At 42.3% G+C, this 12,678-nt stretch carries 13 protein-coding genes; 7 read left to right on the top strand and 6 right to left on the bottom strand.

Translation table 11 applies throughout. The features are described 5' to 3' along the window. Positions 1-79 precede the first annotated feature (79 nt). The gene (gene dinB, locus WKU26_RS00410) at positions 80-1,168 is read right to left on the bottom strand and encodes a DNA polymerase IV (RefSeq protein ID WP_340320486.1); all 1,089 of its coding nucleotides are present in this window, start codon (positions 1,166-1,168) and stop codon (positions 80-82) included. 99 nt (positions 1,169-1,267) lie between these two features. On the opposite strand from dinB, the gene WKU26_RS00405 reads away from it, so the two are divergent. From WKU26_RS00405 to fmt, 3 genes are read left to right on the top strand one after another with little or no spacing between them, the layout of a single operon-like run. Next, positions 1,268-1,831 (top strand): L-threonylcarbamoyladenylate synthase, encoded by a 564-nt coding sequence (locus tag WKU26_RS00405; protein ID WP_269877042.1) that lies wholly within the window; start codon positions 1,268-1,270, stop codon positions 1,829-1,831. A gap of 11 nt (positions 1,832-1,842) precedes the next feature. Next, positions 1,843-3,642 (top strand): chloride channel protein, encoded by a 1,800-nt coding sequence (locus tag WKU26_RS00400; protein WP_340320485.1) that lies wholly within the window; start codon positions 1,843-1,845, stop codon positions 3,640-3,642. Positions 3,643-3,659: 17 nt separating this feature from the next. Beyond that, positions 3,660-4,631, top strand: coding sequence for a methionyl-tRNA formyltransferase (gene fmt, locus WKU26_RS00395; protein ID WP_340320484.1), 972 nt, complete (start codon positions 3,660-3,662; stop codon positions 4,629-4,631). Positions 4,632-4,712: 81 nt separating this feature from the next. Here the strand turns inward: fmt and WKU26_RS00390 are convergent, their stop codons facing one another. Then, a complete protein-coding gene (locus tag WKU26_RS00390) occupies positions 4,713-5,447 on the bottom strand; it encodes a NigD1/NigD2 family lipoprotein (protein WP_445323194.1) in 735 nt (244 codons plus the stop codon). A gap of 179 nt (positions 5,448-5,626) precedes the next feature. Between WKU26_RS00390 and WKU26_RS00385 the strand changes: the two genes are divergently transcribed. Continuing rightward, a complete protein-coding gene (locus WKU26_RS00385; RefSeq protein ID WP_269876863.1) occupies positions 5,627-6,181 on the top strand; it encodes an RNA polymerase sigma factor in 555 nt (184 codons plus the stop codon). Then, complete coding sequence (locus WKU26_RS00380) at positions 6,178-7,464, top strand: porin family protein (RefSeq protein WP_340320482.1); 1,287 nt, start codon at positions 6,178-6,180, stop codon at positions 7,462-7,464. Before WKU26_RS00385 ends, WKU26_RS00380 begins: the two co-directional genes overlap by 4 nt. A gap of 131 nt (positions 7,465-7,595) precedes the next feature. Here the strand turns inward: WKU26_RS00380 and WKU26_RS00375 are convergent, their stop codons facing one another. The 3 genes from WKU26_RS00375 to WKU26_RS00365 all read right to left on the bottom strand — a co-directional run bounded on the left by WKU26_RS00375 (position 7,596) and on the right by WKU26_RS00365 (position 10,417). After that, positions 7,596-8,783, bottom strand: a complete 1,188-nt coding sequence (locus WKU26_RS00375; protein WP_340320481.1) for an FprA family A-type flavoprotein — start codon at positions 8,781-8,783, stop codon at positions 7,596-7,598. 18 nt (positions 8,784-8,801) lie between these two features. Then, positions 8,802-9,743, bottom strand: coding sequence for a TIGR01212 family radical SAM protein (locus WKU26_RS00370; protein ID WP_269876857.1), 942 nt, complete (start codon positions 9,741-9,743; stop codon positions 8,802-8,804). A 269-nt stretch (positions 9,744-10,012) separates the two neighbouring features. Next, on the bottom strand, positions 10,013-10,417 hold the full coding sequence (locus WKU26_RS00365; RefSeq protein ID WP_269876856.1) for a DUF6249 domain-containing protein: 405 nt from the start codon (positions 10,415-10,417) through the stop codon (positions 10,013-10,015). Between the two features lie 133 nt (positions 10,418-10,550). Between WKU26_RS00365 and WKU26_RS00360 the strand changes: the two genes are divergently transcribed. Continuing rightward, positions 10,551-11,096, top strand: coding sequence for an RNA polymerase sigma factor (locus tag WKU26_RS00360; RefSeq protein ID WP_340320480.1), 546 nt, complete (start codon positions 10,551-10,553; stop codon positions 11,094-11,096). Positions 11,097-11,101: 5 nt separating this feature from the next. Then, positions 11,102-11,452, top strand: coding sequence for a hypothetical protein (locus WKU26_RS00355; RefSeq protein ID WP_338158431.1), 351 nt, complete (start codon positions 11,102-11,104; stop codon positions 11,450-11,452). Positions 11,453-11,563: 111 nt separating this feature from the next. On the opposite strand, the gene trpS is transcribed toward WKU26_RS00355, so the two are convergent. Then, entirely contained in the window at positions 11,564-12,658 is a 1,095-nt protein-coding gene (trpS, locus tag WKU26_RS00350; RefSeq protein ID WP_340320479.1) for a tryptophan--tRNA ligase, read from the bottom strand. Positions 12,659-12,678: the final 20 nt, after the last annotated feature.

The following is a 12,678-nucleotide window of genomic DNA, read 5'->3' as shown; positions in this document are numbered from 1 at the left end:
CCCGGCACTTTCCTACCGAAGTTCAAATACGCCATTCTACAAGGGGGTAAATTATCATTTTGTCAGAAATGACAATTTGTTATTTTTCAAATTCCAACTCCAGTTGTACCCACTCCGGAACACGCTCTTGCTGTTCATCCTTTGGATTGGATACAGACAATCCTAACAAACGGATAGGATGTTGCTCATAGTCCACTTCACTCAACAACTGCTTGGCCATGGGGAGTATATCCTCCAGTTTATACAACAAGCGGGAAGAAGTGCGACTCCGGGTAATCTGGGAAAAATCATGGAATTTCACCTTCAGTGTCAAAGTCATCCCCTTGAACTCTTTCCGCTCCAAGCGTGCTACCAGTTCACGGGCTACATGGTAAAGTTCGATAATTACTGACGACTTCAGTGTAATATCTTTCTCCAAGGTATGCTCGCAACCTATCGACTTACGTATACGCTCAGCTTCTACGGGACGCAAATCTATTCCCCGGGCAAAATCGTAATACAACTGACCGGTTTTACCAAACTGCCGTGTCAGCATCTCAAGCGAACAGGCCCGCAAGTCTTTCCCCGTGTGTATTCCCAACAGATGCATTTTCCTGGCCGTCACACTCCCAACTCCCCAGAACGATTCGATGGGAAGGGTACTGATAAACTCTTCGGCCCGCTCGGGATGAATGGTGCACAGTCCGTCTGGCTTACGATAATCGGAGGCTACTTTTGCCAGAAACTTGTTGTAAGAAACACCGGCCGAAGCCACCAGATTCAGTTCCGAACGGATACGTTGCTTGATTTCCCGGGCAATATCCACAGCCAGTTCCATGTGCTTCTTATTCTCTGAAACATCAAGAAAAGCCTCATCCAGTGAAATCGGTTCAATGATATCCGTATAATCGTGAAAGATTTCATGAATACGAGCCGATACACCTTTGTAGACTTCCATCCGCCCTTCTACGAAAATCAATTCGGGGCAGAGTTTCTTTGCCTTTACCGACGGCATAGCCGAACGTACCCCATACCGGCGTGCCTCGTAACTGGCCGCAGCCACTACACCACGCAAATCGGCATGCCCCACCGCCACCGGTTTCCCCTTCAGTTCCGGATGGTCGCGTTGCTCAATAGAAGCATAAAAGGCATCCATGTCGATATGAATAATCTTACGTCCGTCTGACATACATTTCCTCTCTTTCCCGCAAATTTAGCGAAAGTTTTTTGCGTCCTCGTAAAATCATTTGTACTTTTGCTTGTTAGTGTCTAAAATAGAAAACTTATGATGAAAGACGAAATAAAAAAAGCCTGCGAAGTGATGCAGAAGGGTGGAGTTATTTTATATCCAACCGATACAGTGTGGGGAATAGGCTGTGATGCAACCAACGAAGAAGCTGTAAAAAGAGTATACGAAATCAAACACCGTGCGGACAGCAAGGCAATGCTCGTATTGGTAGACAGTCCGGTGAAGGTAGATTTTTATGTACGTGACGTTCCTTCGGTAGCTTGGGACTTAATTGAACTGACAACAAAACCGCTGACTATTATTTATGATAATGCACGCAATCTGGCTCCCAACTTAATAGCAGAAGACGGCAGTGTAGGCATCCGTGTAACCGAAGAAGAGTTCTCCAAACAGCTTTGTTTCCGTTTCCGAAAAGCAATCGTCTCGACATCTGCCAACATCAGCGGACAACCGGCACCGGCTGTATTCAGTGAAATTACAGAAGAAATCAAACAAGCCGTAGACTATGTAGTGGACTTCCGACGTGAAGAGACCGGACACCCCAAACCTTCAAGCATCATCAAACTGGGCAAGGGAGGAGAAATCAAAATTATCCGGGAATAAAAGACAAGAGTATGGAATCCATTCAAGAAAAAAAGACATTACTTCAGCGATTTATTGTCTGGAGAAGCAAACATATCAAAGATAAACAGTTTATTTTAATCCTGAGCTTTCTGGTGGGTATCTTCACCGCTTTTGCTGCTTATGTTTTGAAATTCCTGGTAGAGTACATCAAAGAGTTTCTGACAGAAAATTTCGACTCAACAGGAGTAAACTGGTTGTATCTTGTATATCCGGTAGTCGGTATTTTACTGACAAGTCTTTTCATCCGGAAAGTAGTACGCGATGATATCAGTCATGGAGTGACCAAAATCCTTTATGCTATCTCACGGAAACAGAGTCGTATTAAACGCCATAACATCTGGTCGTCTGTATGCGCATCAGCCATCACCATCGGATGTGGTGGTTCGGTCGGTGCCGAAGCTCCGATTGTACTGACAGGTTCTGCCATCGGCTCCAATCTGGGTAGTATCTTCCGTATGGATCACCGTACACTGATGCTACTTGTAGGATGTGGTGCGGCAGGTGCTGTATCGGGTATCTTCAAAGCTCCTATTGCAGGATTGGTCTTCACCCTCGAAGTACTGATGATTGACCTTACCATGGCCTCGCTGCTTCCACTGCTGATTACCAGTGTCACAGCTGCATCGGTTTCCTATCTGCTCACCGGTACGGAAGCAATGTTCCAGTTTCATCTGGATTATCCTTTTGCACTGGAACGTATTCCTTATGCTATTGCCTTAGGTATATTCTGCGGATTGGTAGCCTGGTATTTCACCCGCTCCATGAACTGGATAGAAAACATTTTCCGCCGTTACAGCAATCCTTATATCAAATTCTTGATAGGTGGTGCAATGCTGAGTGTATTGATTTTCCTGTTTCCTCCACTATACGGTGAAGGATACGATACCATTTCACTCCTGCTGAACGGAACCACAAATGCTGAATGGGAAACCGTAATGAACAACTCACTGTTCTACGGCAGCAGCAGTTTGCTGGTTTTATACCTTATACTTATCATCCTGTTCAAAGTATTTGCCTCCAGTGCGACCAATGGAGGTGGCGGATGCGGTGGTATCTTTGCACCAAGTTTGTTTTTAGGCTGTATTACCGGTTTTGTATTTTCGTACGTATGCAACGAGTTTCATATAGGTAATGTATTCATTCCCGAAAAGAACTTTGCACTGATGGGAATGGCGGGACTGATGTCGGGAGTCATGCATGCACCGCTGACCGGAATCTTCCTGATTGCCGAACTCACCGGAGGATACCAGCTCTTCCTCCCGCTGATGATTGTATCAGTCAGTGCCTATCTTACCATCATTGTTTTTGAGCCTCACAGTATCTACTCCATGCGTCTGGCTAAAAAAGGAGAACTGATTACACATCATAAAGACAAGGCTGTCTTGACATTGATGAATATTGAAAGTATTGTGGAAACCGACTTCTTGAAAGTACACCCTAGCATGGACTTGGGAGAAATGGTAAAAGTGATTTCAAAATCAAATCGTAACCTATTCCCTGTTGTCGATACTCAGGATCATTTGATTGGTATTGTAGTATTGGATGATATCCGAAACATCATGTTCCGACAGGAATTATACCATCGCTTTTATGTAGAACGTTTCATGAATCTTCCACCGGCACGTATTATCAATACAGATTCCATGGAAGTAATCATGAAAAAGTTCGATGATACTCAAGCATGGAACTTACCGGTAGTAGATGAAGAAGGCAAGTACATTGGTTTCGTTTCGAAATCGAAAATGCTGAACACATACCGTCAGGTCTTGGTAGATTTTTCAACTGAATAAATACAAAAGACATACATATGAATAAGAAAGACTTAAGAATTGTATACATGGGTACTCCCGAATTTGCCGTAGAGAGTTTGAAGCGGCTGGTAGAAGGAGGATATAATATAGTAGGAGTTATTACCATGCCCGACAAACCAATGGGACGTCATGGCAGTGTACTCCAACCCAGTCCGGTAAAACAGTATGCCGTATCACAAGGTTTGAAAGTGCTTCAGCCGGAAAAGTTGAAAGACGAACAGTTCTTGGCCGAGCTTCGTGAACTGAAAGCCGACTTGCAGATTGTGGTGGCATTCCGTATGCTTCCCGAAGTAGTTTGGAATATGCCTCCTATGGGAACTTTCAATCTTCATGCTTCTCTATTACCACAATACAGAGGAGCTGCTCCCATCAACTGGGCGGTCATCAACGGAGATACAGAAACTGGAATTACGACATTTTTCCTGAAGCATGAAATTGATACAGGTGAAATCATCGATCAGGTACGGGTACCTATAGCAGATACAGATAACGTAGAAATTGTATACAACCGCCTGATGATGTTAGGAGGAGATTTGGTACTAAAGACTGTAGATGCCATTCTGGAAGGTAACGTAAAGACAACTCCGCAAGAAGAACTGGCTCAAATAGAAGAACTGCGTCCGGCTCCTAAGATATTTAAAGAGACCTGTCGCATAGACTGGACGCAAGGAGTAAAGAAGGTATACGATTTCGTACGAGGATTGTCTCCCTACCCTGCTGCATGGACAGAGCTTCACCAAGGAGAACAAGCACCGGTAATGCTGAAGATATTCGAAACAGAAAAACAATATTGCTCACACAACTATCAACCGGGCAGTATCGATACAGATAAAAAAACTTACTTCCGCGTTGCTACTACAGACGGATATCTGAATATACGTTCCTTACAGTTAGCAGGAAAAAAACGAATGGAAGTTACCGACTTCTTGCGAGGATATCGCTTCGACGATTCTACTTATGTAAAATAAACACTCTTCTATAAAAACAAAGACCCGGTAGTGACGGACAACCAATGTCGGTCCTACCGGGATTTTCATTAATATATAATTTTAAAAAGAGTGCATTACAGAAGAAACGGTCAAAGGTTTTATAATCATTCTATCCATCGCTTGCCGTTTCACTATACATTGTGCATGCGAGCCAGATTCGTCATAATATAGAATCTTAAATCCTTTAATTTCCGTATCAGGGTATTTTTCATCTATACTCGCTAAAGTATACGAAGCAATTCCCCAGCCTCTGGTATCCCAATCAGGCAAATCTCCTTCAGCATTATGACGGAACTCTACCGGAAGTATTCCATTTTCATCAGGTACACTTTCTTCCGTCAGTACCAGACTGATGCGATGCGGCTTTCCCGATGTAGAAGATGCGAGCGTAAACTGAATATTCAGATGCTCTTTAGTCACAGAAGCTACAGCAATATGCACAGGGTCATCTCCATATATATCTTCTTCACCATTTCTTATATCATCTACGTTTTTAGTCAGGACCTTATAGAGTTCTACTATCTGAACAGAAGCAGGAGTATTTTCGTTATTTCGTTTCTCACCTTCATAAAACTGAACACCAGCCAATACACGTTGCCCGACTGAGTCTGCTTTTTCAGCAATAAACCAGTTCGGATTAGTAGGCTTTAACAAGCCGTAAGAGTCCGATTCAAAAGTCAGATTAGTGCCCACTTCCGTAACTGTACCCAACGTAGAATAAAATCCTTCCGGCTCATCATCATTCAAACAAGATGAAAGGAAAATACTCCCTAATACAAGGGACATGCAATGCATTTGTTTTAGAAGTTTCATTATACACTTTCTTTTTTTAGTTCATCTCTTAAATACAAGAAAAGAAAGTTCACTGCATGCCTGTTTGTTAAAATACATTAATAAAAAAAAGTAATGAATCAGATGCAGTAAATTTACCTCATCTTCATTTTAAGAATAAAAACAGAGAATAAAAACCGGATATGACAGAAGAAGAGTTGGCGTTACAATGTAAGCGAGCAGATAACAAAGCCCGCAAGCTTCTTTATGAGCGTTACGGCGGTCAGCTGATGGCTATTTGTCTCCGTTATTCCGGCGATAGAGAAAGTGCAGAAGATATTCTGCACGACGGATTTTTACGCATCTTTCAATCAATTGGACAATTTACCTATCAGGGCGAAGGCTCCTTAAAGGCCTGGCTATCCAAAGTAATGGTAAATGAAGCACTGGGATTTCTCAGGAAACGCAATACCCAGATGCAGCAAGAGGTATTGATGGAAGAAGTACCCGATCAGGAAACCAATGAAAACGAAAATTCAATAAACGAAATTCCTCCCTCTGTTCTCATGAAATTTATCAGAGAATTACCGGAAGGATACCGAATGGTATTAAACTTATATATTTTCGAGAACAAGAGTCATAAAGAAATAGCTTCTTTATTAGGCATTGCAGAACATACCTCATCGTCACAGTTCTACCGTGCCAAAAGTTTATTGCAAAAAAGAATTAACGAATATAGAAAACAAATAGCACAATGAAGAAAGAGGACAAATGGATTCAGGATATACGTAAAAGCTTGGAAGACTATTCCGAACCGCTTCCCTCTCATCTATGGGAAGAGCTGGAAAAAGAATTGCCTGCTCCCAAGGTTATTCCAATGTGGCGCAGATGGCAAACAGCAGCTGCAGCAGCAGTACTGGTACTGGCTGTTTCTTCATTGACAGTTTGGTTCTGGTCTTCTCCTTCGGCACAATATATACAACAGATACCTGTCGCATCACAGGAAGTACAACCTCATACTGTAAATGAAAGTCCACTTCCTCAGGTCACGGTAAAAGAAGTTACACCTTCCGAAGCGCATGAGTACCTTGCCCAAGGACAAATAAAGAAAACAACAGACGAAGTATCACCACAAACCTATGCTACTTTGCCGGTTGAAGAAAAAGTTCCGGCACCTGCTATCATAAAAGAAGAAAGTGAAAAAACAGAAGAAAATAACATCACGAAAGCAGAAAAGGAAAATACAGAAGACACCAAGCAACTTCGCCAGCAGCGTATGGAAGCTGATAAAAGGCAAATGCAGAGAAATCAATATCTGGCATACGCACAATCCAAGGCTTCCAATAAACAGAAATGGTCTGTGGGGGTAACTGCAGGAAACACTCCTTATTCCACCTCTTCCTCTTTCGGAGGCTTTGGACGTTTGGACACACGGGCCATGTCGCTCGAAACACTCAATCCAACCAACCGGGTAGAAGCTGCTTATAGTCAGGTTTTATTGAATAACAGAGAACAAGTCACTCAAACCGATATACGTCATCGCACTCCTGTCACAATAGGAGCTTCTGTAAAATGGAATCTGAATGACGACTGGGCCATTGAAAGTGGATTGAATTATACTTTACTGTCTTCCGAACTTCATTCGGGATCCCAATCGTACGTAGAAGAAGAACAAAAACTACATTATATTGGTATCCCTCTGAAAATACACCGTACCATCTGGCAAAACAAGCTGTTCTACTTCTATGCTTCTGCAGGAGGAATGATGGAGAAATGCGTATCGGGGAAACAGGAAGTTATTTATGCATACGATACCAACAGCATAGAAAAAGAGACGAGATCGCTGGATATATCTCCTCTGCAATGGTCGGTAATGGCTGCTGTAGGAGCACAGGTAAACATAGTCAAACGATTCGGTATCTACATTGAACCTGGTATGGCTTATTACTTTGATGATGGAAGCGATGTAGAAACTATACGCAAGCAACACCCGTTCAACTTCAACCTGCAATTCGGATTGCGCTTCAGTTTATCGAAATAAAGCTGCTCTTTTAGATTCGTTTATATACAAATTCTCCCTTTATCTTCTGGCTACATCAGCCAATAGCATAAAGGGAGAATTCATTTCCGACAGAATGTACAATGTACATTCTGTCCGGTTAATATATCATCTTAACGGTCGGCTTTCAAGCGCTCTGCCATTGCTCTAGCCAATTCTTTAGCCTTCTGGCAGCTATCCGCCTTCATACTCTGCTTCATTTCTACAGGTTCACCCACCAATTCGAAATTCAATTTCTGACTGCATTCACACAACTTCTTCACTGCAGCACTAGCCCATGTAAACGAGCCGAAATATCCCATATAACGGTTCTTCATCTCACGTGCAGCTACCTTACTCAACAAAGCTTCCATCTCAGGATAAAGATTCATATTGTATGTAGTACAGCCTACAATCAATCCTTTATACTTGAAGATATCCGACAGAATAAACGAATGATGTGTATGTGACACATTATACATCACAATATTACGGATGCCCTGTGCGCTCAGTTCTTCGGCAATGGTCTCAGCCATTTCTTCTGTATTACCATACATAGTACCGTAAGCAATCACTACTCCTTCTTCTGCTTCATAGCGGCTCATCTTATCGTACATGTCTACTACCTTGGCAATATTTTCTTCCCATACCGGACCGTGAGTAGAACAAATCATCTTGATATCAAGACCGCTACATTTCTGCAAAGCCTTCTGTACCGGATTTCCGAATTTACCCACAATGTTTGAGTAGTAACGACGCATTTCGTTCCAATAAATATCTGTATTGATATCCTTATCGATACATCCGCCGTTCAATGCTCCAAAGCAGCCAAAGGCATCACCTGCAAACAAGATTCCTTCAGTAGAATCGAATGTAACCATTGTTTCCGGCCAGTGCACCATCGGAATCAGATAGAAGTTCAGTTTATGATGTCCTACGTTCAAAGAATCACCGTCGGCTACCACCAAACGCTCACCGGTTACCCCATAGTAACCTTCCACCATATCGAAAGTTTTCTTGTTACCTACCAATACAATATCGGGATAATGCTGCTTGATCAAAGCCAAAGAACCCGAATGATCCGGTTCCATGTGATTAATAATCAGGTAATCAATCTTTCTGTCTCCAATCACATTGCGGATTTTCTTCAGATACAGTTCAAAATAACAAACGTCTACCGTATCTACCAGAACCACTTTTTCTTCGTCTGCAATCAAATAAGAGTTATAAGATACGCCATAGGGCAACGGCCACAGATTTTCAAACAAATGTTTGTTACGGTCGTTTACACCAACATAATGTACATTACCTTTCAGTTTCATTGTTTTTTACTTACTAAATTAATACGTTATATTATTTTTACTACAAAACTTTCCCTGCCATGCATCGCGTTCCACCAAACGCTTCTTTACTTTATTTGTAAATTCATGATTCTTCAATCCCCAGTCTGGTGCGATAAGCAACTCTTTGGGCGACTGCGATACAAAGCGTTCCAGCACTATATCGGAACGTAAATGCTCAATATAGTCGATTACCAAATCGATGTACTCGTCTGCCGAATACAGATGAAACGAATCAGGCTCTTTGGCATATTCCAACGCCATCCGCGTTCCCCGGATTAATTGAAGCTGATGCAACTTCAGGGTAGTAAGCGGAAGCTCCGACAAAGCCTCAGCCTGTGCCATCAGCTCTTCTTTACCTTCTCCGGGAAGTCCCAATATAACATGCCCTCCTGTCAATATCCCTCTCGAAGCCGTACGACGTACCGCATCGGCTGTACAGGCAAAATCGTGTCCTCTATTGATGCGACGTAATGTTTCATCATTCGTACTTTCGATGCCATATTCCACCAACAGAAAGGTCCGCTTATTCAGTTCAACCAGATAATCAAGCAAAGAATCGGGCATACAATCCGGACGAGTACCAATCACAATACCCACTACTCCTTCTACAGATAAAGCCTCTTCGTACATACGTTTCAACTCCTCCAGTTCGGCATAAGTATTGGTGTACGCCTGAAAATAAGCAAGATATTTCATCTCCGGATACTTGCGTGCAAAGAATGCTTTCCCCTCCTCCAACTGCTGTGATACGCTTTTCTCCGTACGGCAATAAGCCGGATTAAAAGTCTGGTTATTACAATAGGAACACCCGCCATATCCTTTCGAGCCATCTCTATTGGGACAGGTAAAACCGGCATTTACAGAAATCTTCTGTACCTTGAAAGGAAACATACGAGCCAAGAAGCCGGAAAAATCATTATATCGCCATTTCTTATCCATCCTATTGTATTTGCACCGCAAAGATAACATTTTTTGGTGGATACCAGATAATCAGACCATAGCGAATCATATAAAAAGTTATCCATACAGGCAGAGTAAGATAACCAGCGACGTTGTTCCCACAACCAACGACATCGAATACACAATCGGCGACGCTGTTTGTATATACGACGTCGCCGATTACAGAGTAAAACAAAATGTAAGTAATAAGAGAGTTATAATACTATCACATCAAGATTTGAAGCAACTGCTTCATTCTCTATATAACCTTATTTGTTTTTCTTAGCCCTTGCCACTTCAATCAGAAATGACACAATCAGTCCGGCACCTCCACCCAACAAGACACAAGCTCCGTAAATAATCGATACGGTCTCACCTACACGCGAAGAATAAGAATCGGAGAAATACTCCGGCTGAGTACCGACAACCAAAGCATAACCTGCCAATAAGCCTAAGCCAAGTCCTGCCAGCAAACATCCCAAACGTAATCCGGAACTAGAAGCAGGCAAATGAAAAGCCGGCAACTTTCCTTCTTTCAACGATTCGGCGTCCAACTTATCTGCCAGTTTTTCAATCATCAGAATACGTTCACGACGTCCTGCAAACAATTCAAACAATTTATAAATTACTCCAAATACAATTGCCACATTGGCTACTACCATCAATTCTTCCATAATATCATATTTTAGTTCTACATTTTTTTGTTTCTTTGCCCCTTTAGACGCAAAAAACAGAAAGAGGTTACAAGATAAAAATATTTTCTTCCGCTTGTAACCTTTTATTTTGTTTCTGCGTCTAAAAAGACAAATGAAAACAGACGAACTACATATTATTACCCAAATACAGGCAGGAAAGACAGGAGAGTTTGCCTATTTCCTCGATACCTACGGCACGCAGGTCTTTTCCCTCATAGTCCGCATGGTAGGTTCGGAGGAAGATGCAGAAGAGCTGACTCAGGATACTTTCATGAAGGCTTTCGAGCATCTGTCTTCGTTCAATGGAAACAGCAGCTTCTCCACCTGGATTTATCGCATAGCCTACAACACAGCACTGTCTGCCTTAAGAAAAAAGCAGACGGAGGTACTGACTTTCGACGATAAATTATGGAATACCGTCTCGGAAACAGAAATAGACGAGGCCTTGGACGATGAGACAGAAGAGAATCTGGAGAAATTACGGAATATACTGGAACTGCTTCCTCCCGATGAAAGAGCTTTATTGACTTTATTCTATGAAGAAGAAAAAACCATTGCGGAGATTGCACATATACTGAATCAAAGCGAAGGAAACATTAAAGTCAAACTATATCGCTTGCGAAAAAAACTATATGTATTAATGAAAACAAAAGACTAAGAGATATGACTGAAAAAGACAAAGGAATAAAAAAAGCTTTACAGCAACAACCTACTTACCGGCTGTCCAGCAATTTTACATACCGTATGATGCTACGGATAGAGGAAGAGGCCCGCTTAAAAGAGAAACGGATGGAACTCCGAATGCGGATAGCATTAATACTGACGGTGATAGCGGCAATCGGCTGTATCGGATGGCTTTATGGAAAAACCATGCTGAATGCGCTGCGTACTTCCACCTCGCATCTTTTGGAGCACATCTCACTGGACTTTTACCTTCCCATAGCTGGTGCTTTGGTGTTGCTCTTCTTCTTCAACCGATGGTTACGCAAAAAATACGGTCATCTACTGACATAAAGGTCTTATTCTAAAATACATCTAAAACGAAATCACCCTTATCACAGTTTTCTGCGGTAAGGGTGATTCTGTTTTAATATAAAGACTAATTGTATCTGTCTGATATAGAAATTATTCCTGAGCAAAACGTTTTACCTGTTCTTCAATCAAAGCTGCATCATCAAAATAATTGATTTTCATAGCCTGACGTACTTCACTCATAGTCTGTGCTGCAGCTTCACGTGCTACTTCACAACCTCTCTTCAGCATATCGTATACAGCAGGAATATCTTTTGCAAACTCTTTACGGCGTTCGCGTATCGGAGTCAACTCTTCCTGCATGATGGCAGCCAGGAATTTCTTCACCTTCATGTCACCCAAACCACCACGAGTATAGTGCGCCTTGAGTTCATCCAAGTTAGGATATTCCGGCAAGTAACGGCCGAAATGTTCCGGACGACAGAATGCATCCAGATAAGTGAACACACAGTTTCCTTCCAGTTTACCCGGATCGCTTACCTTGATGTGTGTAGGATCGGTATACATGCTCTTTACTTTCTTTTCTACTTCATCGGCAGTATCCGAAAGATAAATACAGTTGCCAAGCGATTTACTCATCTTAGCCTTACCGTCTGTACCCGGCAAACGCAAGCAGGCTGCATTATCGGGTAATAAGATTTCCGGCTCTACGAGTGTTTCTCCATAAATATGATTGAAACGGCGTACAATTTCACGGGTCTGTTCAATCATCGGTTCCTGGTCTTCGCCTACCGGTACGGTAGTAGCCTTGAAAGCTGCAATATCGGCTGCCTGACTGATTGGATAAGTAAAGAAACCTACCGGAATACTGGTTTCGAAGTTACGCATCTGTATTTCAGTCTTCACTGTCGGATTGCGCTGAAGACGAGATACGGTAACCAAGTCCATGAAATAAAAGCTCAATTCATACAACTCCGGTATCTGAGACTGGATAAAGATAGTAGACTTCTGAGGATCCAATCCTACAGCCAGATAGTCGAGCGCCACTTCTATTACATTCTGACGCACCTTCTCCGGGTTATCAATGTTATCTGTCAAAGCCTGACCGTCGGCTTCAAATATAAATATCTTGTCGTAAAGACCTGAGTTCTGCAACTCAACACGACGACGCAACGAACCTACATAATGTCCGATATGCAGTTTTCCAGTCGGACGGTCTCCTGTCAATATAATTTTCTCTTTCTTCATTATCTGCTAAATGTTTGATT

Source organism: Phocaeicola sp. HCN-40430 (assembly GCF_037890285.1).
Classification (GTDB): domain Bacteria; phylum Bacteroidota; class Bacteroidia; order Bacteroidales; family Bacteroidaceae; genus Phocaeicola; species Phocaeicola acetigenes.
Note: the sequence above shows the minus strand (reverse complement) of the source record. Positions and strands in the feature narration are given on the sequence as shown.

What these genes read in the sequence shown, in the direction of transcription:
- WKU26_RS00400 (WP_340320485.1), top strand. Translation starts at nt 1,843, where the DNA reads ATGGAATCCATTCAAGAAAAAAAGACATTACTTCAGCGATTTATTGTC.
- WKU26_RS00370 (WP_269876857.1), bottom strand. Translation starts at nt 9,743, where the DNA reads ATGGATAAGAAATGGCGATATAATGATTTTTCCGGCTTCTTGGCTCGT.
- WKU26_RS00390 (WP_445323194.1), bottom strand. Translation starts at nt 5,447, where the DNA reads ATGCATTGCATGTCCCTTGTATTAGGGAGTATTTTCCTTTCATCTTGT.
- dinB (WP_340320486.1), bottom strand. Translation starts at nt 1,168, where the DNA reads ATGTCAGACGGACGTAAGATTATTCATATCGACATGGATGCCTTTTAT.
- WKU26_RS00360 (WP_340320480.1), top strand. Translation starts at nt 10,551, where the DNA reads ATGAAAACAGACGAACTACATATTATTACCCAAATACAGGCAGGAAAG.
- fmt (WP_340320484.1), top strand. Translation starts at nt 3,660, where the DNA reads ATGAATAAGAAAGACTTAAGAATTGTATACATGGGTACTCCCGAATTT.
- WKU26_RS00385 (WP_269876863.1), top strand. Translation starts at nt 5,627, where the DNA reads ATGACAGAAGAAGAGTTGGCGTTACAATGTAAGCGAGCAGATAACAAA.
- WKU26_RS00380 (WP_340320482.1), top strand. Translation starts at nt 6,178, where the DNA reads ATGAAGAAAGAGGACAAATGGATTCAGGATATACGTAAAAGCTTGGAA.
- WKU26_RS00375 (WP_340320481.1), bottom strand. Translation starts at nt 8,783, where the DNA reads ATGAAACTGAAAGGTAATGTACATTATGTTGGTGTAAACGACCGTAAC.
- WKU26_RS00355 (WP_338158431.1), top strand. Translation starts at nt 11,102, where the DNA reads ATGACTGAAAAAGACAAAGGAATAAAAAAAGCTTTACAGCAACAACCT.
- trpS (WP_340320479.1), bottom strand. Translation starts at nt 12,658, where the DNA reads ATGAAGAAAGAGAAAATTATATTGACAGGAGACCGTCCGACTGGAAAA.
- WKU26_RS00365 (WP_269876856.1), bottom strand. Translation starts at nt 10,417, where the DNA reads ATGGAAGAATTGATGGTAGTAGCCAATGTGGCAATTGTATTTGGAGTA.
- WKU26_RS00405 (WP_269877042.1), top strand. Translation starts at nt 1,268, where the DNA reads ATGAAAGACGAAATAAAAAAAGCCTGCGAAGTGATGCAGAAGGGTGGA.